Origin of the sequence: Hypericibacter adhaerens, assembly GCF_008728835.1 — a bacterium.
Lineage (GTDB): Bacteria > Pseudomonadota > Alphaproteobacteria > Dongiales > Dongiaceae > Hypericibacter > Hypericibacter adhaerens.
The window spans coordinates 272,874-294,907 of sequence record NZ_CP042582.1 but is presented as its reverse complement, the minus strand read 5'-3'; the positions used below and the strand labels follow the sequence as shown (position 1 = coordinate 294,907).

Annotated in this window: 20 protein-coding genes and 1 tRNA gene; 5 read left to right on the top strand and 16 right to left on the bottom strand. The window is 67.5% G+C overall.

What is annotated here, in order from left to right:
- Window positions 1-45: 45 nt before the first annotated feature.
- The 5 genes from FRZ61_RS01325 to FRZ61_RS01305 form a co-directional block, all read right to left on the bottom strand.
- Window positions 46-819 (bottom strand): SDR family NAD(P)-dependent oxidoreductase, encoded by a 774-nt coding sequence (locus FRZ61_RS01325; protein WP_151114591.1) that lies wholly within the window; start codon window positions 817-819, stop codon window positions 46-48.
- Window positions 820-864: 45 nt separating this feature from the next.
- Window positions 865-2,118 carry a thiolase family protein gene (locus tag FRZ61_RS01320; protein WP_151114590.1) on the bottom strand — a complete coding sequence of 418 codons (1,254 nt, stop codon included), beginning with the start codon at window positions 2,116-2,118 and terminating at the stop codon, window positions 865-867.
- 35 nt (window positions 2,119-2,153) lie between these two features.
- Window positions 2,154-2,945, bottom strand: a complete 792-nt coding sequence (locus FRZ61_RS01315) for an SDR family NAD(P)-dependent oxidoreductase (RefSeq protein WP_151114589.1) — start codon at window positions 2,943-2,945, stop codon at window positions 2,154-2,156.
- Window positions 2,945-4,177, bottom strand: a complete 1,233-nt coding sequence (locus tag FRZ61_RS01310) for an acyl-CoA dehydrogenase family protein (RefSeq protein ID WP_225309048.1) — start codon at window positions 4,175-4,177, stop codon at window positions 2,945-2,947. The genes FRZ61_RS01315 and FRZ61_RS01310 overlap by 1 nt, the downstream gene beginning before the upstream one ends.
- A 218-nt stretch (window positions 4,178-4,395) precedes the next feature.
- Window positions 4,396-5,160, bottom strand: a complete 765-nt coding sequence (locus FRZ61_RS01305) for an SDR family NAD(P)-dependent oxidoreductase (protein ID WP_151114588.1) — start codon at window positions 5,158-5,160, stop codon at window positions 4,396-4,398.
- A 125-nt stretch (window positions 5,161-5,285) separates the two neighbouring features.
- On the opposite strand from FRZ61_RS01305, the gene FRZ61_RS01300 reads away from it, so the two are divergent.
- Window positions 5,286-6,845: a class I adenylate-forming enzyme family protein gene (locus FRZ61_RS01300; protein ID WP_191909241.1), complete on the top strand. Its 1,560-nt coding sequence runs from the start codon at window positions 5,286-5,288 to the stop codon at window positions 6,843-6,845.
- A 97-nt stretch (window positions 6,846-6,942) separates the two neighbouring features.
- Window positions 6,943-7,734: an enoyl-CoA hydratase/isomerase family protein gene (locus tag FRZ61_RS01295; RefSeq protein WP_151114586.1), complete on the top strand. Its 792-nt coding sequence runs from the start codon at window positions 6,943-6,945 to the stop codon at window positions 7,732-7,734.
- A 28-nt stretch (window positions 7,735-7,762) separates the two neighbouring features.
- On the opposite strand, the gene FRZ61_RS01290 is transcribed toward FRZ61_RS01295, so the two are convergent.
- The 5 genes from FRZ61_RS01290 to FRZ61_RS01270 form a co-directional block, all read right to left on the bottom strand.
- A complete protein-coding gene (locus FRZ61_RS01290) occupies window positions 7,763-8,473 on the bottom strand; it encodes a TetR/AcrR family transcriptional regulator (RefSeq protein WP_151114585.1) in 711 nt (236 codons plus the stop codon).
- Between the two features lie 317 nt (window positions 8,474-8,790).
- Window positions 8,791-9,048, bottom strand: coding sequence for a GIY-YIG nuclease family protein (locus tag FRZ61_RS01285; protein ID WP_151114584.1), 258 nt, complete (start codon window positions 9,046-9,048; stop codon window positions 8,791-8,793).
- 449 nt (window positions 9,049-9,497) lie between these two features.
- Window positions 9,498-9,587 (bottom strand) — tRNA-Ser (locus FRZ61_RS01280).
- Between the two features lie 78 nt (window positions 9,588-9,665).
- Window positions 9,666-10,124: an RrF2 family transcriptional regulator gene (locus FRZ61_RS01275; RefSeq protein ID WP_151114583.1), complete on the bottom strand. Its 459-nt coding sequence runs from the start codon at window positions 10,122-10,124 to the stop codon at window positions 9,666-9,668.
- Window positions 10,125-10,219: 95 nt separating this feature from the next.
- On the bottom strand, window positions 10,220-10,642 hold the full coding sequence (locus FRZ61_RS01270; RefSeq protein ID WP_225309047.1) for a winged helix-turn-helix transcriptional regulator: 423 nt from the start codon (window positions 10,640-10,642) through the stop codon (window positions 10,220-10,222).
- Window positions 10,643-10,888: 246 nt separating this feature from the next.
- Between FRZ61_RS01270 and FRZ61_RS01265 the strand changes: the two genes are divergently transcribed.
- Window positions 10,889-11,197 carry a hypothetical protein gene (locus tag FRZ61_RS01265; RefSeq protein ID WP_151114582.1) on the top strand — a complete coding sequence of 103 codons (309 nt, stop codon included), beginning with the start codon at window positions 10,889-10,891 and terminating at the stop codon, window positions 11,195-11,197.
- A gap of 103 nt (window positions 11,198-11,300) precedes the next feature.
- Here the strand turns inward: FRZ61_RS01265 and FRZ61_RS01260 are convergent, their stop codons facing one another.
- From FRZ61_RS01260 to lepA, 3 genes are all read right to left on the bottom strand, one after another.
- A complete protein-coding gene (locus FRZ61_RS01260) occupies window positions 11,301-13,229 on the bottom strand; it encodes a methyl-accepting chemotaxis protein (protein ID WP_151114581.1) in 1,929 nt (642 codons plus the stop codon).
- Between the two features lie 27 nt (window positions 13,230-13,256).
- Window positions 13,257-13,568, bottom strand: coding sequence for a hypothetical protein (locus FRZ61_RS01255; protein ID WP_151114580.1), 312 nt, complete (start codon window positions 13,566-13,568; stop codon window positions 13,257-13,259).
- 731 nt (window positions 13,569-14,299) lie between these two features.
- Entirely contained in the window at window positions 14,300-16,102 is a 1,803-nt protein-coding gene (gene lepA, locus FRZ61_RS01250) for a translation elongation factor 4 (RefSeq protein WP_151120620.1), read from the bottom strand.
- 388 nt (window positions 16,103-16,490) lie between these two features.
- On the opposite strand from lepA, the gene FRZ61_RS01245 reads away from it, so the two are divergent.
- Window positions 16,491-17,048: a TetR/AcrR family transcriptional regulator gene (locus FRZ61_RS01245; protein ID WP_151114579.1), complete on the top strand. Its 558-nt coding sequence runs from the start codon at window positions 16,491-16,493 to the stop codon at window positions 17,046-17,048.
- 28 nt (window positions 17,049-17,076) lie between these two features.
- On the opposite strand, the gene FRZ61_RS01240 is transcribed toward FRZ61_RS01245, so the two are convergent.
- On the bottom strand, window positions 17,077-17,628 hold the full coding sequence (locus tag FRZ61_RS01240; RefSeq protein ID WP_191909240.1) for a phasin family protein: 552 nt from the start codon (window positions 17,626-17,628) through the stop codon (window positions 17,077-17,079).
- 397 nt (window positions 17,629-18,025) lie between these two features.
- Here FRZ61_RS01240 and FRZ61_RS01235 point away from each other — a divergent pair, with 397 nt between their 5' ends.
- Window positions 18,026-18,274 carry a hypothetical protein gene (locus FRZ61_RS01235; protein ID WP_151114577.1) on the top strand — a complete coding sequence of 83 codons (249 nt, stop codon included), beginning with the start codon at window positions 18,026-18,028 and terminating at the stop codon, window positions 18,272-18,274.
- Between the two features lie 171 nt (window positions 18,275-18,445).
- On the opposite strand, the gene pheT is transcribed toward FRZ61_RS01235, so the two are convergent.
- Entirely contained in the window at window positions 18,446-20,851 is a 2,406-nt protein-coding gene (gene pheT, locus FRZ61_RS01230) for a phenylalanine--tRNA ligase subunit beta (protein ID WP_151114576.1), read from the bottom strand.
- A complete protein-coding gene (gene pheS / locus FRZ61_RS01225; protein ID WP_151114575.1) occupies window positions 20,848-22,029 on the bottom strand; it encodes a phenylalanine--tRNA ligase subunit alpha in 1,182 nt (393 codons plus the stop codon). Before pheS ends, pheT begins: the two co-directional genes overlap by 4 nt.
- Between the last annotated feature and the right edge of the window lie 5 nt (window positions 22,030-22,034).

The following is a 22,034-nucleotide window of genomic DNA, read 5'->3' as shown; positions in this document are numbered from 1 at the left end:
ACCGTAACGCGAGAGCGAAGGGCCGGCAATCGGCCGCGCCGTCGCTCAGCGTGTCGAGATCCGGGCGCCGCCATCGATGGTGATCGTGGTCGCGTTGAGGTAGGCGTTCTCCGCGATATGCAGGACCAGCCCCGCGAACTCGTCGGGACGGCCCAGCCGGTTCGGAAACAGGATCATCTTGTCGACGATGCCGGACAGGATGTTGGGCGGCAGGCCCGACGCCATGGCCGTGTCGAACATGCCCGGTGCGATGGAGACGACGCGGATGCCGACCGTCGCCAGGTCCCGCGCGACCGGCAGGGTGAGGCCCATGACGCCCGCCTTGCTGGCGCTGTAGGCGGCCTGCCCGACCTGCCCCTGCCAGGCGGCCCCGGACGCGGTATTGACGATGACGCCGCGCTCGCCGCCTTCGGCGTCGGGCTCGTTGCGCTCCATGGCGAGCGCCGCATGCTTGATGACGTTGTAGCTGCCGGTGAGGTTGATCCCCACGACCTTGTCCCAGGTCGCGGTCGGAAAGGTCTTGCCCTTGGAGATGGTCCTCGCCGCATCGACCACCCCGGCGCAATTCACGGCGATATGGACGGTCCCGAAATGGCGGACGGCGAGCGCCACCGCCTCGCGCACGGCCTCCTCGTCGGCGACGTCGGTCGCATGCGCGAGCGCCTTGTTGCCGAGATCGGCGACGGCCGCGCGGAGCCGATCCTCGCCGAGATCGAGACACAGGACCTTGGCGCCGGCGCTCACCAGCTTGCGGGCGGTGGCGAGACCGAGACCCGAAGCCGCGCCCGTGACCAGGGCGATCTTGTCTTTCACGTTCATCGGCGAATGTCTTTCGATCCTTGAAAAAGGTGGGAAGCGGTTCGCTTACGCCGCAGCCGCTCGATCGCGGCCCAGGATGGTGATGCAGGCGGCGGCCTCCTCGAAGCCGTAGAACCCGCCGCCGTTCTCCGCGAGGGCGAAGCGCGCCTTCGGCACCTGCCGGGGCCCCGCCTCGCCGCGCAGCTGCGTGACGAGCTCGAAGATCTGCCCCAGGCCGGTGGCACCGATCGGATGGCCCTTGGATTCCAGCCCGCCCGACGGGTTGACGGGAACGCGGCCGCCCAGCGCGGTCTCGCCGCGCTCGGCCAGCCATCCGCCCTTCCCGATCTCGCACAAGCCCAGATTCTCGACCTGGACGATCTCGGCGAAGGCCGATGCGTCATGAAGCTCGACGACCGAAATATCGTCCGGCCCGATGCCGGCCTGGTCGTAGGCCCTGAGGGCGGCCCGCCGGCAGATATGGTCCTCCGCATCGTCGGCGGCGCGGTTGACGCCGCTGGCCAGCACGGTGGCGCAGACCTTGACCGCCCGGCTGCGGTCGAAGCGCGACAGCGCCTCTTCCCGGCACAGCACGGCGGCGGCGCCCCCGTCGCTGATCGGCGCGCACATCGGCAGCGTCAGCGGCCAGGAGATCATGCGCGCGGCCAGCACCTCCTCCACCGTCATGTCGTTGCGATATTGCGAGCGCTCGTTATGGACGGAATGATGGTGGTTCTTCGCGGCCACCGCGGCGAGCTGGCGCTCGGTGGTGCCGAAGCGCTTCATGTGCGACTTCGCCAGCGCCGCATAGACATCCATGAAGACGCTGCGCAGACCGCCTTCCTCCTTGCGGCCGGGCGGCGGCTCGACCCCCTCGCCCAGCGCGATCAGCGAGCGGGTGATATGCTCCACGTCATGGACGTCCCAGGCGCCGTTGAAGACGGCGGCCGTCTTGGCCTTGTCCTTGTCGAACATCTTGTCGGCGCCGACCGCGAGCGCCACGTCCGACATGCCCGCCTTCAGGTTGGTATAGGCGAGATGGAAGGCCGTGCTCGCGCTGGCGCAGGCATTCTCGACATTGGTGATCGGGATGCCCTCGAACCCCATGCTGCGCAGCGCGACCTGGCCGCCGACCATGAGCTGGCCTTCGAGCGCGCCCTGGACCGTGTTGGAATAGAAGGCGGCGCCGATATCGGCGAGGCTCGCGCCGGCATCCTTCAGCGCGTCGCGGGTCGCCGCATGCACCAGGTCCTTGACCGAGCGGTCGAGGAACTTGCCGAAGGGCGTCATGCCGACGCCGACGATATAGATGTCCGACATCCGTCACATCCCGCGAGCTGCTGGTTTCGTTCCCGTCATGCGGGCCGGCCGTTCTTGCGCACGGTGAGCTTCCCGGCGGCGAAGCCGCCATCGACGATGAAGCTCTGGCCCGTCACGTAGGAGGCGGCGTCCGAGGCGAGATAGACGATCATGCCCGCCACCTCGGCCGGCTCGGCGAAGCGGCCGAGCGGGATGGTCTCGAGCAGCGTGCTCGACAGATCCGCATTGTCGCGCAGGCCGTGCGTCAGGTCGGTCGACACATAGCCGGGCGCCACGCCGTTGACGCGCACATTGCGGTCGCCCCATTCGACCGCGAGCGCGCGGATGGTCGCCTCGAGCCCGCCCTTGGAGGCGATATAGGGCAGGCCGCGCACGACCCCGACCGAGGCCGTGACAGAGGAGACCGCGATGATGCTGCCCGAGCCGCGGCCGAGCATGTGGCGGCCCGCCGCCTGCATGCAGAAGAACAGGCCGCGGAGATTGACGCCCATCACCTCGTCCCACATCGCCGGCGTGATCTGCTCCGAGCGCTTCCAATAGGGGCTGATGCCGGCATTGCCGACGAGCACGTCGAGGCGGCCGAACTGGCGCACCACTTCGTCCACGGCCGCGGCCGAGGCTTCGGGATCGTTGACATCGAAGGCGAGCGGCAGGGTCTTCGCGCCGAGCTTCGCGATCTCGGCCGAGACCTCGGCCGCGCTCTCGCGCGAGCGGCCGGTGGGCACGACCGTGGCGCCGGCCTCGGCCAGCGCCAGTGCCGCCGCACGGCCGATGCCGCGCGTGCCGCCCACCACCAGAGCGATCTTGCCGTCGCAGCCTATCGCCATCAGACGTGCCACTCGTAGCCGGCGAGGAAGCGGGTCGCCGCCACCGCATACTGGATCGTGGGCGGCCCCTCTTCCAGCCAGTTCAGCCTCGCGTCGCGATAGAGCCGCTCGATCGGATGCTGGCGGGTATAGCCGATGCCGCCATGCACCAGCAGCGCCCGGTCGGTGACGCGGCCGACCGCCTCCAGGCCGAAGAGCTTGCACATCGAGGCCTCGGCCGGAATGCGCCGGCCCTGGTCCCACTTCGCGGCCGCGTCCTGGATCATGCCGCGCAGCGCGTAGATGTCGGTGCCCATCTCGGCGATGTAGCGCTGGATCGCCTGGCGCGCGGCGATCGGCTTGCCGAAGGTGACGCGTTTCTTGGCGAACTCGAGCGAGAGCTCGAAGGCGCGTTCCGCCGTGCCCAGCGAGGTGGCGGCGATGAAGACGCGGCTGATCTCCAGCAACTCCTCCATCTGCAGGATGCCCTGCCCTTCCCGCCCCAGCACGTTCGCGACCGGCACGCGCACATCGACCAGGTCGAGCTGGCCATGCTCGCCGCCCTTGCAGCCCATGGTCTCTGGCAGCGGGGTGATGGTGAAGCCCGGCGTGCCGCGCTCGACGATGATCGCGCTCACCCCCGCCACGCCGGCCTTGGGGTCGGTCTTGGCGAAGATGACGAAATGGGTCGCGATGTCGGAATTCGTGATCAGCCATTTGCGGCCGTTGATCACGTAATGATCGCCGTCGCGCCGGGCGGTGGTGCCGATATCCATGCCGGTGCCATGCTCCGGCTCGGTCAGGCCGAAGGCGACCGACTTCGTACCCTCGGCCACGCCCGGCAGGATCTGCTGCCGCTGCTCCTCGGTGGCGAGCTCGGAGAGGCCGTGGGCGACGGTGTTGTGGACATGCATCAGGACGCGGATGCCGCCCTGGACCTTCGAAAATTCGGCCAGGATCGGCAGATATTGCGAGGTGGAAAGCCCGACGCCGCCATAGCGCTTGGGAACGAGCAGGCCGAAGGCGCGCATCTTGCGCAGCAGCGGATCGACCACCGCGTGATCGACATGCTCGTTGTCCTCGATCTCCTTCTCGAGCGGATCGAGATCGCGCCAGATCGCCTCGAAGATCTCCGCCTTGAGCTTCTCGTATTCCTTCGGCTCGAGCCCGCCCGCTTCCACGTTCTCGCGCATCACGACATGCTCGCCGAACGGCTGGTGCGTTTCTCCCCGCTTCGCGGCGCCCGTTTTCATCGCTACCCCTACACCCTGTTTGATCTTCCGGTTGCGGTGCCTGCCGGCGCCGGCACCGGCCCGATTGCCAACGGGACCGGGCCATCGGCCGCCCCGCCCGGCGACCAGGAAATGACCACGACAGCCATCGATATGACTTTATAGTCATATCATCTAACTTTTACGTCAAGGCGCTGTCAACAACGGCGACCGGCGGGCCGCCATGCGGGCCCGCGACGCTAGGCGGTGGCGTGCCGGCCGCCGTCGATCAGGTGGTAGGCGCCGTTGATAAAGCCCGCCTCGTCGGAGGCCAGGAACGCCACCATCGCCGCCACTTCCTCCGGCTGGCCGTAGCGCCTGGCCGGGATCCGCAGCGCGCCCTGCGCCTCGCCGGAGCCGCGGGCATCGTCCAGGGACGTCATCATGCGGCTGCGGATCGGGCCGGGGTTGATGCAATTGACGCGCACGCCCTTGTCGCCCACTTCCAGCGCCGCGACCCGCGTCAGCCCCAGCACCGCATGCTTGCTCGCGTTGTAGCCCGAGGTTCCGGGCGAGCCGCTGACACCCGCCGCGCTCGAGGAATTGATGACGCTGCCGGCTCTCTGGGCGATCATCACGGGCAGGACGTATTTGAGCCCGAGGAACACGCCCTCGACATTGACCGCCATGACGCGCCTGAAATCGGCCAGCGAGTAGTCCGGGATCGGGCGCACCGGCCCCTCGATGCCGGCATTGTTGAAGAAGATGTCGATGCGCCCGCCGAACGCTGCCTGCGTACGGGCGACATAGCCGCTGGTCGACGCCTCGTCGGTGACGTCCGCCTCGATGAGGACCAGGTCGCGCGGCACCGCCTCGCGCAGCGGCCCGAGATCGGCCCCCGGCCGGTCGACGGCGGCGATCTTCGCCCCGCGCTCGGCCATCAGACGGGCCGTGGCCACGCCGATGACGCCGGCGGCACCGGTGATGAGCGCCACCTTCCCTTCAAGAGCTCCACGAGTCTGCATGGCGGTCGTTCCCTGTCTTTGCGGGCTTGTTGACGGCGGTATTGACTTCTGAGTACCCTTCAATGACTACAGCGTCAAGTTTACCTTTGCCGGCGCTGGCAGTCATCCCAACGGGTTCGGGGCCGATGCTGTACGTTGATTTCCTCGACAAGGGTATCGAGCGCTTTCCCGACAATGTCGTCCTGCGCGATGCCCATCGAAGCTGGACCTACCGGGAGATCGGCAGGCTCGTCGACCGTATCGCGAGCGCCTTGATGGGCGCCGGGCTCGTGCCGGGTGCGAAGGTCGCGATCTACAGCCCCAACCATGCCCATGCCTTCGCCTGCCAGTATGGCGCGCTGCGGGCCGGGTGCGTCTGGGTCCCGCTCAACTTCCGCAACACCGCGGAAGCGACCCTCGAGAGCCTCAATCACCTCGGCATCGACTGGCTCTTCTTCCACAGCTCGCTGGCGAAGCATCTGGTCACCCTGCCCGGCGCGGTGCCGACCCTGAAGGGCTTCGTCGCTCTCGACGACGAGAACGAAAGCCCGGTCGGCATGGGCTTGCGGGACTGGATCGACGGGTTTCCCGCGCGAACCGACTTTCCGCTGCGGAGATCCGGCGACATCGCGGCCATCCTCAGCTCCAGCGGCACCACGGGCAAGCCCAAGGGCATCGAGCTGCCCAACCGCGCCTTCGCGACCATGGTGGCGCAGTACAACATCGTGTTTCCCTGGCGCGACCCGCAGATCCATCTGGTCGTGGCGCCGCTCTCGCATGCGGCGGGGATGTTCGTCACCACCTTCCTCGCCCAGGGCGGCACCAACGTCCTGCTCGACAAGGCCGATCCCCTCGCGATCATGGAGGCGATCGAGCGCTACCGCGTCAACGCGATCTTCCTGCCGCCCACCGTCATCTACATGATGCTGGCCCACCCGCGCGTGCGCGAGTTCGACTATTCCTCGCTCCGGACCATCCTCTACGGCTCGGCGCCGATCTCGGCCGACAAGCTGCGCGAGGCGCTGGACGTGTTCGGGCCCGTGCTCGCCCAGACCTACGGCCAGAGCGAGGCGCTCATGATGCTCGCCTTCATGTCGCAGGCCGAGCATGTCGAGGCGATCAACAATCCCGCGCTGATCCATCGGCTGAAGGCCGCCGGCCGCGAAGGCCCCCTGATGCGCGTCGCCATCATGGACGATGCCGGCCATATCCTGCCGCCGGACACGCGCGGCGAGATCGTCATCCGCGGCGACATCCTGCTCGACCGCTATTATGCCGACGAGAAGGCGACGGCCGAGGCGGCCGCCTATGGCTGGCACCATACCGGCGATATCGGCTTCAAGGACGCGGACGGCTACGTCTATCTGGTCGACCGCAAGAAGGACATCATCATCTCCGGCGGCTTCAACATCTTCCCCGGCGAGGTCGAGCAGGCGGTGCTCGCCCATCCGGCGGTGCAGGATTGCGCCGTGGTCGGCATTCCCGACCCCAAATGGGGCGAGGCCGTCCATGCCGCGATCGAGCTCAAGGCGGGCGCGGTCTTCCGCGAGGCCGAGTTCATCGCCTTCTGCAAGGAAAGACTCGGCAGCATGAAGGCGCCGAAATCGATCTCGATCGAGGAGCGCCTGCCGCGCAGCACCGTCGGCAAGGTGCTGCGACGGGAGATCCGGGCGCGATACTGGGCCGGCCGGGATCGGGCGATCTAGCGCCACGCCTTCTCTTGTTTGCAGGGATTCGTATTGACCTTGAAGTCATAATAATGACTTCGTAGCTATGGTTTGGCTCGGACCGAGGAGAAGCCGGATGGAGTTCACGGAGATCGTCCAGGAGCGCCGGGGCCGGGGGGCCTGGATCCGCCTCGCGCGCCCGAAAGCGTTGAACACGCTGACGCCGACCCTCGTCGGGGAATTCAACGCGGCCCTCGATCAGGCCCTGGCCGACCCGGCGGTGATCGCCATCGTGGTGACCGGCACCGGCCGGGCCTTCTGCGCCGGGGCGGACCTGAAATTCCTGAACGAGTTGCCCGAGGACCAGAGGAACCGGCGGATGGCCGAGTTCCTGGAATCCGTCCTGCAGCTGATGCTCCGGCTGGAGAAGCTGCCCAAGCCCGTCATCGGCGCCGTCAACGGCCTGGCGACCGGCGGCGGCATGGAGCTGCTGCTCTGCTGCGACCTCGTCGTGGCGGCCGGCAGCGCCAGGCTGGGAGACGGGCATGCGAATTTCGGCCTGCTGCCGGGCGGCGGGGGCTCGGTCAGGCTGCCGCGCAAGATCGGCCCGACTCGCGCCAAATACCTGTTCTTCACCGGCGAGCTGGTCCCGGCCGCCGAGCTTGTCGCGGCGGGGCTGGTCAACGAGGTGGTGGAGGACGCGGCGCTCGAGCAAGCCGTCGAGCGCCTCGTCGGCAAGCTTTCCAACAAGAGCCCGCTCGGCCTCGCCCGCATGAAGACGCTGGTCGACGACGGTCTCGAGCAGCCCAGGGAGGTGGCATTGCGGGCCGAGCTCGTCGCGGGCGGCCTGCACGCCCACAGCTTCGACATGCGGGAAGGCATCGCCGCCTTCAACGAGAAACGCAGCCCTCAGTTTCGAGGCGTGTAGAAGGGCTCCGCCCGAAGCGGCGACCCAATCAGCCGGCGGTGCGCCGCTTGGCGGTCGCGGCGGCCGCGACGGTGCGGCGCCTGCCGGGCGGCGGCGCTTCGGCGGAAACCTTGGCGGCGCTGGCGACATAGGCCGGGTTGATGCAACCGGCCATCAGCAGGTCGGTGATCTCCTGCGCGATCTGCTCGCCTGTCAGGCGGCCCTCCGACGAGAACCAGCGCGGCAGCCAGTTGATGACGCCCATATAGGTCATCACGACGATCTTCGGGTCGAGCCGGCGCAGCGAGCCGTCCTTGATGCCCGACAGGACCAGCTTGACCATGCGCTTCTCGATCCCGTCGCGGCGCTTCACGATCCCGGCCCTGTCTTCCGGGCGCAGCGCATCGATCTCGGTCAGCACCGCGAAGGCGCCGAACTCCTCGGTCAGCGAGGTGATGTTGTGGAGGAGCGCCTGGCGCAGGACCTCGGCGCCGCTCGCGCCATGCTCCTCGCCGTAATCGATCGCCCGCTCGCCGATATCGAGTGCCAGGGAATGGCACTCGTAGAGGAGCTCCTGCTTGTCCTTGACGTAGTTGTAGAGCGTGCCCTTGGACACGTTCAGCCGGCTGGCGATCTCGTCCAGCGAGGTGTTGTGATAGCCGCGCTTCCCGAACGCGCGCCGCGCCTCCTTGAGAACGGCTTCGCGCTTGAGCCGCTGCAGGCTTTCGTTGACTTGCAGGTGATTCTTCCAGGGGGGCAACTAGAGGCTCCTTGCGTCAGATCTTTGCAGCGGCGCCGGCGATGACCGTCGGGCGCCGAGGCTTGATTGCTGTCACCCCTCGCCGCCCCTGTTCCCGGCCATTCCGACGGACCGTGCCAGTCCATTGTACAGCCGGTCAGCCCGACTGACCATGGCGTCGGACTCTGATGAAGAAGTTTCGACCTCGGGTCAACCCGAAATCGAGATGCGGAATGGAATCCGGCCGCGACCCGTGGTTGATCCGGTTCGCATTTGGCAGCTATCTCACCGAATACCACGCGGGTACGCGCAAATCACAGGGACAGGGCTAGAGCCCATCATTCCGCAGGCTTGCTTGTCCTGACAAGACGTTTGAGAGCAACGGCCTTTCCTGAGCCGGACTTGAAATAGATTTCGAGCTCTCGTGCATGTTCTTTTGTTTCGACGGCGACATAGGATTTCAGTTCGACGGGCAGACGTGCCTTCGTTGAAAGGACCTGCCCAGCCCGGTGCAAAGAAAAGCGCCGTTTCAAATCATTGGTAGAGCCGACGTAGATGTCGCCGCTGCTCAATTTAAGGAAGTAGACGTACCACATGGATCGTTGTCTCCCTGCGCTGCTTCGCAGCTTCGGGAGACCACCCTACGCCCATGCCTCCGGTCGCCAGTCCACTTCGTGGCCTGCCACCCGAAAAAGCAGAAGTGCCTCATGGCCCGCTGTCTCCCTGCGCTGCTTCGCAGCTTCGGGAGATCACCCCACGCCTACGCCCTCGGACGTCAGTCCACTCCATGGCCTGCCACCCGAAAAAGCAGAAGTGCCTCATGGCCCGCTGTCTCCCTGCGCTGCTTCGCAGCTTCGGGAGATCACCCTACGCCTACGCCCTCGGACGTCAGTCCACTCCGTGGCCTGCCACCCGAAAAAGCAGAAGTGCCTCATGGCCCGCTGTCTCCCTGCGCTGCTTCGCAGCTTCGGGAGATCACCCTACGCCTACGCCTTCGGACGTCAGTCCACTCCGTGGCCTGCCACCCGAAGCCGTAGGCGTAGGGTGGCGGAGGAGGCGGGATTCGAACCCGCGATAGGTGTTACCCTATGCACGCTTTCCAAGCGTGTGCCTTAAACCACTCGGCCACCCCTCCAGCAAAGCGGCGGGGACCCTAGCCCAGGCTCCCCGGGCGGCGCAACCCTCGCCATGACGCGGCCAGAACCCCGGATTCTCAGGCATTTCCAGGTTGCGTGGCCGCCAGGACGCGACGCAAGGCACGGCCCGCGGGCCGTGCCTTGACCAGATCCTCCAGGCTGTAGCGGTCGAGCGTCGCGAGGAAAGCGGTGAGCGCCTCCTGGAGCGGACCCTTGAGCCCGCAGGCCGCGGTGATGACGCAGCCATTGCGGGCCGCGTCGAAACATTCGACCAGCGCGAAATTATCCTCGGTCGCGCGCACCACGGCGCCGAGATTGATCGCCGCGGGAGGACGCGCCAGTTCCAGGCCGCCGTGGCGGCCGCGCAGGCTGCGCACGAAGCCGGCCTGGCTCAGCCGCAAGGCCACCTTCGTCAAATGGTTGCGGGCGATCGCATAGCGCGCCGCGATCTCCTCGATCGTGTGGCGCCGCCCGGGCTCCGCCGCGAGCAGCATCAGCAGGCGCAGCGCATAGTCGGTATGCAAGGTCAGGCGCATCGCGATCGGCCCTTCCCACCGCGGAAAAGAGGCCGATCATATGCCTGATAGGCGGGGCCGGCGAAGAGCGCCCGGAACCCGGGCGGCGACCGGCTTTACTCGGCCGGCTCCGCATGCATCGGCGCCGGCGCCTTGGCGGCGCTCGCGGCGGCGGCCAGCGGCGCGTCGAGCGACTTGTCGGGAACGGGCTTGCCGTCCGCGACCCGCCAGCGCCGGGCGAGATCGTTGAGCTGGCTGAGGACGAGCCGCAGCTCCTCGCCCCGCTGGGTCAGGCTGTAGGTGACCCGCGGCGGGATCGTCGCCTCATAGCGGCGGTCGACGATGCCGGTGCTCTCCAGCATCCGCAGCCGTTCGGTCAACACCTTGGCGGAGATGCCCGGTACCTGGCGCTTCACCTCGCCGAACCGGCTGGGGCCCGAGCGCAGCAGCACCCAGAGAATGTAGGTGGTCCAGGGGCCCATCAGGATCCGCAGCACCCAATCCATGGGGCATTCCGGTACCGCCGTCGTGCGCGTCATCGTCAAAACTCCTGCTTTCCATGCGCAAGCCCAAGCCGCCGGGGGCCGCCGGGCGCGCCCTGTCCTATTCGTTACCGCTATCATGCCGGTTTCTTTTGGCAAGTCACGCTATTGTTATCACCGACCCCGGGCGCCATCGTTCGGCGGGGGCTCACCTTTCGGCCGGTTTCCTCTGTGCCCTCAAGCCGTTAAGGTCGGGCCTCGCCCGCCTTCATGATCCTGTCAAAGAGGGAACAGACATCGGGCATGGGGACATCGCTGCGCTATCTGGGCTGGGCCCTGCTGGCGATCGCCGGCGCTTTCCTGGGCCATGATCTCGTGCTGCTGCTCAAGAGCGGCCACTGGGACGTGGTCTCGCTGGGCCAGGCCTGGGGCTGGCTCCATGAGGCGAGCCGCGACCGGCTTCACGCCTGGCTGGCGAATCTCTGGGCGCCCCTCGGGCGCGGGCTGACCGAAATCCTGAGCTGGCCGGTCTGGGCCGTGTTCGGCCTGCCGGGGCTGGCGCTGACATTGTTCGGACGGCGCCCCGCCCGGCGGCGCCTCTGGGGGAAGTAGCGGCGACCGGGCCGCCTTTGCCTCGAACCGCTTCCCGATGACGAGCACGCCCGGCCGCGAAGAGGCCGGGCGCGTCGTCCGCGGTTCGACTTGCGGCGGGGGTTCAAGCCGAGCGCAGGAACTCCTCGATCTCGGTATTGAGCTGCTGACCCTGCTTCGCCAGCTCGCGCGCGCCGCTCAGGACCTGGCCCGCGGCCGTTCCCGTCTGCGTCGCCGCCTGCTGCACGCCGGTGATGTTGGAGGACACCTCCTGCGTGCCGGCCGCGGCCTGCTGCACGTTGCGCGAGATTTCCTGCGTCGCCGCGCCCTGCTGCTCGACCGCGGAGGCCACCGTCGTGGTGACCTCGCTGATCTGCTTGATGGTCTCGCCGATGCCGCGGATCGCCTGGACGGAATCGCCGGTGGCGGTCTGCATCGCCGCGATCTGCTGGCCGATCTCCTCGGTGGCCTTGGCGGTCTGGTTGGCGAGGTTCTTGACCTCCGAGGCGACGACGGCGAAGCCCTTGCCCGCCTCGCCGGCGCGCGCGGCCTCGATGGTGGCGTTGAGGGCCAGCAGGTTGGTCTGCGAGGCGATGTCGCTGATGAGGTTCACCACCTCGCCGATCTTCTCGGCCGCCTGCGCCAGTCCCGTGACCGTGGCATCGGTGCGATCGACCTGCTCCACCGCCTGCTGCGCGATGCGGGCGGAGTTGGCCATCTGCTGCTGGATCTCCCGGATCGAGGCCGAGAGCTCCTCGGCCGCGGACGCCACCGTCTGCACGTTGGTGGCGGCCTGCTCGGAGGCCGCGGCCACCGCCGTCGATTGACGGTTGGTCTCCTCGGCCGTGGCGCTCATCGATTGCGCCGAGGTCTCCATCTCCGAGGCCGAGGATGCGACGACGCCGACCACCTCCTTGACGCGGTTGGCCATCTGCACCTGCGCCGTCACCACGTTCCAGGTCAGGACCGGGCCCATATAGTTGCCCTTGCGGTCCATGATGGCCGCCACGTTGAGCGACAGGTTCTCCTCGCCGAGCTTGATCTTGGCGGTATAGGGCAGGTTCTTCGGATCGCGCAGGATGCGGCGCTGATGCTCCGGGTTCCGGTGGAAGATGTCGATCGACTGGCCGAGGATCTGATCGACCTTGCAGGGCAGCAGGCTCTCGAGCTTCTTCAAGGTGTCGCGCGTCGAGCGGTTCATGAAGGTGACCTTGAAGTCCCGCGGCTCGCATTGCATGACGTTGATCGGCAGTTCCTCCACGAGCTGCCTGAGCTCGAACGCCTTGTTGACCGCGTCGCGCAGCTTGCCCAGGGCCTGCCACATCGCGCCGATCTCGTCCCGGCGTCCCTCGCCCTTGATCTCGATATTGTCCTCGCCCTCCGCGAGCCTCGCCATCGCGCCGGTGATCGCCCCGATCGGCGCCGAAATGCTGCGGATGATCAGAAGGGCCAGCAGAGCGGCGCCGGCAAGACCGATGCCGATGAGCGTGAGCATGATGAGGCGCGACCGTCCGAAGGTCGACAGCACCGCCTCGTCGCCGTTGCTGCCCTGGTCGGCATTGAGATCGACCAGCTTCTGAAGCTGGTCGCTGGCGGCGGCGAACAGCCGCTGCGACTCGCCGGTGAAGAGCTTGATCGCTTCGTCGCGCTGGTCGCCGCGCGACAAGGCGACGATCTGCTTGTTGGCGTCGCGATACTGGCCGATGAGATCGGAGAACGCGCTCAAGGCCGCATGTTCCTGGTCGCTGTCCGCCAGGACCTCGTATTTCTTCCGATTCTCGTCCATCGCCTGGGCGGCGGCGGCCATGTCGGCCTCGGCCTTGTCCATGCCCGCCGCATCCGCGGCGAGGATGTGATTGCCCTCGGCGATGCGGAAATGGGAGAGGTCGGCGCTCATGCCGCCGGAATAGGCGACGCTCGGCAGGTAGGTCGCGGCGATGTCGTGGGCGACAGCCTTGACGCTGCCCAGGGCATAGAGGCCGATGGCGCCGACGAGCGCCAGCATCAGCAATATCGCGGAAAAGGCCCCGATGATCCTGGCCTTGATCGTCATGTTACGCACGGCGTTCCCCCTTCATCGTCAGATTGGTTGATTTGAAGCTCGACATGGCCGGAACGGCGCCGGGCCGTCCTTGCCGCCGGCAAGACCCGCCATGCTGGCGTTGCGCTCGGCATCGATCCCGGGACAGCCGCCGCCTTCCGCCCACAGGGCGAGCCGGTCGCAGGCACCGGTCATGGCCGCAACGGCAGAAAGAGAGGCCCCGAGATGCTCGCCGAGCTCGAGCGCCACGGGCCGGATCCGGCGCAGAAGGCCGTACCAGCCGAGGCGAAGCCCCCGGCGATTGCGACGACCGGCCATCGGACGGTGGTCCGCATGATCGAATACCGCCATGTGTCAGGCGCTCGGCATCGGAGCGACGGAATCCCTGCCGGCCGTGAGCACCGGGGCATCGATGGGCTGCAGTTCCATTCAGGCCTCTCCCGCAAGAAACGACACCGGCTGGGATCGTGGTCCTAGCGTCGGCGGAGGCCATTCACACCTTTCGTATGTGAATCTATGATTAACGATGTATGCGGGCTCGCTCTGGATTTCGTTCCTATGCCCTCCCGCACATGGCACGGACAGGCGACAAGCCGCCGATTTCCGCGGCTTTCGCGGGCGCGTATCGGGTTATGCGCGGGAGATAAAATTTTTTCACGGGCACGTCGCGCCGCGCGGGCTGTTCGTCCCTGAAAAATGGCACGATTGCTGTCCGATGCCGCTCCCACAAGCAACCGATTGCCCGGACCCGCGCGTATCCAGATAGGAATTATGGGTATGTCGGCGCTGCGATCAGTGTGGCGGCGGATCGGGATTTCCGCTGCATTGCCGGCGGGCACCGACACATATCCGGAGAAAGATTATGGTCACGCCGCAGCGCAACCTGCAGGCGCCGGCGACCGGGGCACCGACGCTCGCAGCGAAGGCGGGCAGCCGCCGAAGATGTTCTCGCCCGAAAAGAAAGAATCGGACAGGAGTGTTTCCCGATTCGACCCGATCGCCGAATCTGCCCGAAACCTCACGCCTGGTCGCAATTCTTGGAGCGGCGCGGCCCTCGTGGCCCGGCTGCGCGGGAGCGGGCGCTAGTCGTCGCCCATCTTGAGCGCCGCGAGGAAGGCGGACTGGGGGATCTCGACGCTGCCATACTGGCGCATCTTCTTCTTGCCCTCCTTCTGCTTCTCCAGAAGTTTCCGTTTCCGGGTGATGTCGCCGCCATAGCATTTCGCGGTGACGTCCTTGCGCAGCGCGGACACCGTCTCGCGCGCGATCACCTTGGCGCCGATCGCGGCCTGGATCGCGATCTTGAAGAGCTGCCTCGGAATCAGCTCCTTGAGCCGCGTGCAGAGCGCGCGGCCGCGCTGCTCGGCATGGGTCTTGTGCACGATGCAGGCGAGCGCGTCGACCGGCTCGCCATTCACCAGGATCGAGAGCTTCACCAGATCGCCCTCGCGGTAGGCATCCACCTGATAGTCGAAGGAGGCATAGCCGCGCGAGACCGACTTGAGCCGGTCGTAGAAATCGAACACCACCTCGTTCAAGGGCAGGCGATAGACCAGCATGGCGCGGTTGCCGGCATAGGTGAGGTCGATCTGCTCGCCGCGGCGGTCCTCGCAGAGCTTGAGGATAGGCCCTAGATACTCGTCCGGCACCAGGATGGTCGCCTTGATCCAGGGCTCCTCGATCTTCTCGATGCGCGTCACCTCCGGCATGTCGGCCGGGTTGTGCAGCTCCTTCATCTCGCCGTTCGTCAGATAGACGCGATAGACGACCGAGGGCGCCGTGGTGATGAGGTCGAGATTGAACTCGCGCTCGAGCCGCTCCTGGATGATCTCCAGATGCAGCAGGCCCAGGAATCCGCAACGGAAGCCGAAGCCCAGCGCCGCCGAGGTCTCGGGTTCGTACTGGAAGCTCGCATCGTTGAGCCGGAGCTTCGCCAGGCTGTCGCGCAGGTTCGGGTAGTCGGCGGCGTCGACCGGGAAGAGGCCGCAGAACACCACCGGCACCGAGGGCTTGAAGCCCGGCAGCGGCTCGGGTGCCGGTCTGCGGTCGTCGGTGATGGTGTCGCCAATGCGGCAGTCGGCCACTTCCTTGATGCCGGCGATGATGAATCCTACCTCGCCCGGCCCCAGCTCGGGCACGACCAGGCCCTTGGGGGTGAAGACGCCGACGCGCTCGATCACATGCGCGGCTCCCGTCGACATCATGCGCACCTTGAGGCCCGCCTTGAGCACGCCGTCCTTGACCCGCACCAGCGTGACCACGCCCTGATAGGCGTCGTACCAGCTGTCGATCAGGAGCGCGCGCAGCGGCGCCTCGGTGTCGCCCTTGGGCGGCGGCAGGCGCGTGACCAGCGCCTCCAGCACATCGTCGATGCCGAGCCCGGTCTTGGCCGAGATCAGCACCGCGTTCGAGGCATCGAGCCCGATCACGTCCTCGATCTGCTTGCGCACCTTCTCCGGTTCCGCCGCCGGCAGGTCGATCTTGTTCAGGACCGGGATGATCTCGTGATTGTTGTCGATCGCCTGATAGACGTTGGCGAGGGTCTGGGCCTCGACGCCCTGGCTCGCATCGACCACCAGCAGCGAGCCCTCGCAGGCCGCGAGGCTGCGGCTCACCTCATAGGCGAAGTCGACATGGCCCGGCGTGTCCATGAGGTTGAGCGTGTAGGTCTTGCCGTCCTTCGCCGGGTAGGTCAGCCGCACGGTCTGCGCCTTGATGGTGATGCCGCGCTCGCGCTCGATATCCATCGAATCGAGCACCTGGTCCTTCATCTCGCGGTCGGAGAGGCCGCCGCAGCGCTGGATCAGCCGGTCGGCCAGGGTCGATTTCCCATGGTCGATATGGGCGATGATCGAGAAGTTGCGGATCAGGCTGAGGTCGGTCATGGCGCTCTTACAGGCGATGAAGCGGCGATTGGAGACGAGGCGGAGCAGGCTGGGCGGCATCGATCCCGATGCCGGGTCGGCAAGGCCGGCCCGACGGCGGAGCAACGCGTCGGCGATGGCGGAAGCGGCCTTCCTGTCCTCCGCCCGGTGCCGGCGATCGGCTGGTCCGGGCGGTAAGAGTCGCGCGCGCGGCCGCGTCGGCGCGGGCAGGAACATAGGGCCCACCCCGCCGCCTTGCAACCGCAAGGACCCCGCCGGCTTTTCCGCCGCATCGCGTCGCTATCGCCCGGTCCGGAGGCGGCTCCGGTTTCATAATATTCTATTACGTATATAATATCCAACCGGCCCGGGCACTAGCCTTGGGCCATAATATACGGTATCGTATCTTATGGCACGGCCGGCAACCTATCGGGCGGAAGACTGGATCGCGGCCGGCTGGCGGGCGCTGGTCCGGGGCGGTCCGGCCGCGGTGCGGATCGAGGCCCTGGCCCGGGAGCTGGGGGTGACCAAGGGGAGCTGCTACGGCTATTTCGCCGACCGCGCCGCCCTCCTGGCCGCGATGCTGGCGCAATGGCGCGAACGGTCCGGCGGCGCGCTCATCGCCCGTGTCGAGGCGCAACGCGGCACGCCGCAGCAACGGCTCTGGGCCTTGATCGAGACGGTGATCCGGGAGGGCGCGCGCTCGCCGGAGCCGGCGCTGCGCGGCTGGGGCCGCAGCGACCCCGCGATCCGCGCGACGCTCGAGGAGATCGACCGCCAGCGCCTCGCCTATCTCGAGGGCCTGTTCCGGGCCATGCGGTTTGCCGGCGACGGTGCCGCGATCCGGGCACGGCTCTGCTACCAGGCCCTCCTGGCCGAGCACCAGCTGGGGCTTGCCGTCGATACCGAGACGCGGCTCGCCGCCTGGCGGGGGCAGTTCGCGCTCCTGAGCGCGGCCCCCGCCTGACGGGCGCGTCTCCCGGCGGCCGGGATGCCTAGTGGGTGGTCTGCGGCGTCTCCGCCGTGGCTTCGTTCTTGTCCGCCGCGGCCGCCGGAGCCATCGCGTCGCGCGCGCTCGATTGCAGCTGCTCCCAGCATTTGCCCGAGAGCTGCGTCGCCAGCGCCATCAGCCGGCTCGCCTCCTCGAGATATTGCTGCGTGGCCTTCTGCGCGAAATCGACATGAAGGCCGAAGGCCGCGGCCGGATCGCTGCATTTCATCAGCGCTTCCGAGCGTTCGACATGCTCGCGCCAGCGGCTGTTGGCGAAGCTCGCGACCTCCTCGTTCATCTCCGCCATGGCCTTCATCATGGTGTTGCCGGTCTCGAGGAAGGCATGCACGGCGTTGCCGCTGAGGGTGGCCATCGCGGCATAGTCGATGGTGGGAACCGCCGCCGACGGCGCGGCGGCGTCGGGCTGATCCGTGGAGGAGGACGGTGTCTCGGCGGTGCTGCGGGGCACCGCCTGCGAGGCCTTCAACATGTCGGTGCGGATGACACCCGACTTGAAGGCTTCAGTGTGAGCCGCAGGGGAAGTGGTACGTGCCATGGATTCGTCTCCCGGTTTCGCGTGACATGAAGTCTGCGTGACGTGGGTTCCGCCCGACATGATGGCCGCCCGAAGGTGAAAGCCCTCCTCGAGGAACGACCGGCATCCCGTAGACGCAAGCTCGGGCGTGACGGGCGGGGTCGATAGATAACTGGGGCACGATGGATCGCTGTTCGTCCTGGCGCGAGCGCGATCCGATGTCGTTGCGCAGAAGTGTACTCGCGCGCCGTGCGCGGCGGCAAGTTGCGTTCCTGTGTCAAAATGTCGTGCGGACTCCCGGATGCCGGCATTGCAGCGCGTTGATCGGGCGGGAGGTTTTCGGCGAGTTCATCGCCTGTTAATGCGGCCGTTATAGTCTTGTCGCCAATTGCATTGGCCCGACCGGAGACCCTCTCCCGTGACCGACCCGACCGAAACCGCGCGCATGGCCGCGCTCTGGATGATGCACAGCGCGGCCCTGAGCCGGCTGCTGCGCGCCCATGGCCGCGACGACCATGCCGATCAGCTCGAAGCCGCCTTGAGCGAGGTCGGCAACATCCTCACCGCCAAGATCGGCGAGGGCGCCTTCACCGACGCGATGGACTGGGCCAGCGCCCAGCTCTGGGACCAGCAGGGCTATCTGCCGCAGAGCACCGCGCGGCACTGAGTTGCACCCGCACGGGCCAACGTTCCCTCTCGTCGCCCTGCTCCTATTGTCACCCCCGCGGAAGCGGGGGGCCAACCCGATCCGGCAGCGCAGGCTGAAGGATGGATCCCCGCGTTCGCGGGGATGACGGGAAGAGCGCCGGCATGACAACGAGCGCCGGCGCCCCGCTCCTTACGATCGCAGCACCGCGCCCGTCGCCTTCGTCACCGCCGCGACGATCTTCGCCGAGACCTGCTCGATCTCGGCATCGGTCAGCGTGCGGTCGCTCGGCTGCAGCGTGACCGAGATCGCGACCGACTTCTTGCCGGCCTCGATGCGATCGCCCTCGTAAAGATCGAACAGGCTGACGCTTTGGATCAGCGCCTTCTCCGCCGATTTGACGGCGCGGATCAGCTTGTCCGCCGGCACGTCCGACGCGACCAGGAAGGCGAAGTCGCGCTCGACCGGCTGATAGGCGGAGGCCTTGAGCGGCGGACGCTGCGGCCCGGCCTTGGCCTTGGGCTGCGGGATCGTGTCGAGCATCACCTCGAAGGCGACCGCCGCCCCCTCGAGATCGAGACCCTTGGTCACGCGCGGATGGAGCGCGCCGAAACGCGCCAGCACGGTCGGGCCCAGGCGGAACTGGCCCGACTGGCCCGGATGGTACCAGGCAGGCGCGTCGGCCGTGACCTGGAGGTTCTCGACCGGTGCCCCCAGCGCCGTCAGCAGCGCCAGCGCATCGGCCTTGGCGTCGAAGGCATCGACCGCGCGGGGGCGATCGCGCCAGTGGCGCGGGCCGGTCTGACCCACGCGCAGCCCCGTCGCGACCAGGGCCTGGCCTTCGGGCGTGGCGTCGGCGTATTGCGGACCCACCTCGAACAGGCCGAGATCGCTTAAGCCCCGGGCCGCGTTGCGCGCCGCCGCCATCACGAGGTTCGGCAGGATCGAGGGCCGCATCACGTCGAGATCGGCCGAGATCGGGTTGGCGAGCATGAGCTCCGGCTTCACCCCGCCGAAGAAGGACGCGGCCGCCGAGGAGGTGAAGGAGTAGGTGACCGCCTCGAGCAGCCCGCGCGAGGCCAGGATGCGCTTGGCCTGCTGCGCGCGGCGCTGGCCCAGCGTGACCGCGGGCTCGGGCAGCGGTGTCTCGCGTTCGAGCGGCACCGCCGGCACCTCGTCGAAGCCTTTGACGCGCACGACTTCTTCGACGAGGTCGGCCTCGCCTTCGATATCCGCGCGCCAGGAGGGCGGCGTGACGGCGAGGGTCTGACCGTCGCCCGTCACCTCGCAGCCCAGGGCCTCGAGGATCCGCTTCGATTCCGCCACGGGCAGGTCGAGCCCGCCCAGCGCGAAGATGCGGCTCGTCCGCAGCGAGAGCTTGCGCCGCCACTCGGGCATCGCGCCCGCGCTCACGACGCGGCTCGCCTCGCCGCCGCAGAGCTCGCGCACCAGCTTGGCCGCGATCTCCGCACCCCATTCGGCCGACACCGGATCAAGTCCGCGCTCGAAGCGGTAGCGCGCATCGCTCTCGATCCCGAGCCGGCGACCGGTGGCCGCCGTGCGCTTAGGATCGAACAGCGCGACCTCGAGGAAGACGTTCTTGGTGTCGGGCGTGCAGCCCGAATGCTCGCCGCCCATGATGCCGCCGATGCCGTGAACGGCCTTGCGGTCGGCGATCACGGTCATGTCGCCTTCGAGGCGGTAGCTGCGCCCGTCGAGCGCCAGGATCTCCTCGCCCGTGCGCGCGAAGCGCATGGTCGGATCGCCGTCGAGCTTGTCGGCGTCGAACACGTGGAGCGGGCGGCCCAGATCGAAGGTCACATAGTTGGTGATGTCGACCAGCGCCGAGATCGGCCGGAGCCCGATGGCGACCAGCCGGTCCTTGAGCCATTGCGGGCTCGGTCCGTTCTTCACGTTGCGGAAATAGCGTCCGACCACATAGGGGCAGGCATCCTGGGCGTTGGCCGGCAGATCGCGCTGCCAGCGGACCGGGCTGTCGAAGCTGCCCGCGATCGTCTCGACCGCGAAGGGCTTGAGCTTGCCCAGGCCCGCCGCCGCCAGGTCGCGCGCGATGCCGCGCACGCCGAGACAGTCGGCACGGTCGGCGGTGATGGCGATGTCGAACAGCGGATCGTCGAGCCCCATCACCTTGGCGAAGGGCTGTCCGACCGGCGCATCCGCCGGCAGCTCGATGATGCCGTCATGATCCTGGCCCAGCCCCATCTCGCGGGCCGAGCAGAGCATGCCGTTGGAATCGACGCCGCGGATATTGCCCTTCTTGAGATCGAGCCCGGTGCCCGGGATATGGCTGCCCGCCGGCGCGAACACGCCCTTCATGCCGGTGCGCGCGTTGGGCGCGCCGCAGACGACCTGGATCGGCGCGCCCTCGCCGACATCGATCATGCAGACGCGCAGGCGATCGGCGTTCGGGTGCGGCTTGGCCTCGACCACATAGGCGACGCGGAAGGGCGCCAGATCCCTGGAACGATCCTCGACGCTCTCGACCTCGAGGCCGAGCTTGGTCAGCCGGTCGGCGATCGCCGCCGCGTCCGCATTCGTGTCGAGATGGTCCTTGAGCCAGCCGAGCGTGAACTTCATCGCGGCGCCCCCACCAGGTTCGGGACGTCGAGCGGCTGGAAGCCGTAATGCGCGAGCCAGCGCGCATCGGCCTCGAAGAAAGTGCGCAGGTCGGGGATGCCGTATTTCAGCATGGCGATGCGCTCGATCCCCATGCCGAAGGCGAAGCCCTGATAGCGCGCCGGATCGATGCCGCCCATCTCCAGCACCTTGGGATGGACCATGCCGCAGCCCAGGATCTCGAGCCAGTCGCCGTAATTGCCGAGCTTGAGCTCGCCGCCTTTGCGCGAGCAGCCGATATCGACCTCGGCGGAGGGTTCCGTGAAGGGGAAGAAGCTCGGGCGGAAGCGCAAGGGCAGGTCCGCGACGCCGAAGAAGGCACGGCAGAATTCGGTGAGGCAACCCTTGAGATGGCCCATATGGGTCTTCTCGTCGACGACGAGACCTTCGACCTGATGGAACATCGGCGTGTGGGTCATGTCGGAATCGCAGCGATAGGTGCGGCCGGGCGCGATGATGCGCATCGGCGGCTGGTGCGATTTCATGTAGCGGATCTGCACCGGCGAGGTGTGGGTCCGCAGCAGCCGGCGCCCCTCCAGATCCGTCGGCGTCGCTTCCTTGCCGAACTTCTTTTCCTGGATGCCGGCGTCACCGGCCGCCCCACCAACCCCGGTGCCGCCGGCATGGTTGGTGTTCGCGGCAACATCGGCGCGGCCAAGATAGAACGTGTCGTGCATCTGACGCGCGGGATGGTCCGGCGGGATGTTCAGCGCCGTGAAGTTGTAGAAGTCCTCCTCGATGTCGGGGCCTTCCGCGACCTTGAAGCCCATCTCGCCGAAGATGGCGATGATCTCGTCGATGGTCTGGCTGATCGGGTGCAGCCGGCCTTGCGCGCCGAGGCTCGCCGGCAGCGTCATGTCGAGCTTCTCGCCCTGCAGGCGCGCATCCATCGCGGCCTCGGCGAGCTGGCTCTTGCGCGCCTCGATCGCGGCCGCGACCGCGTCCTTGAGCTGGTTGAGCTTGGCGCCGGCGCTCTTGCGCTCGTCGGGGGTGAGCGCGCCCAGCCCCTTCATCAGGCCCGAGATCTCGCCCTTCTTGCCGAGCGCTTCGACGCGCACGGTCTCGAGCGCGTCCAGACCGGACGCGGCCGCGACCGCCTCCAGCCATTTCTTCTCCAACCGGCTTGCATCCTCGAGCATCGGAA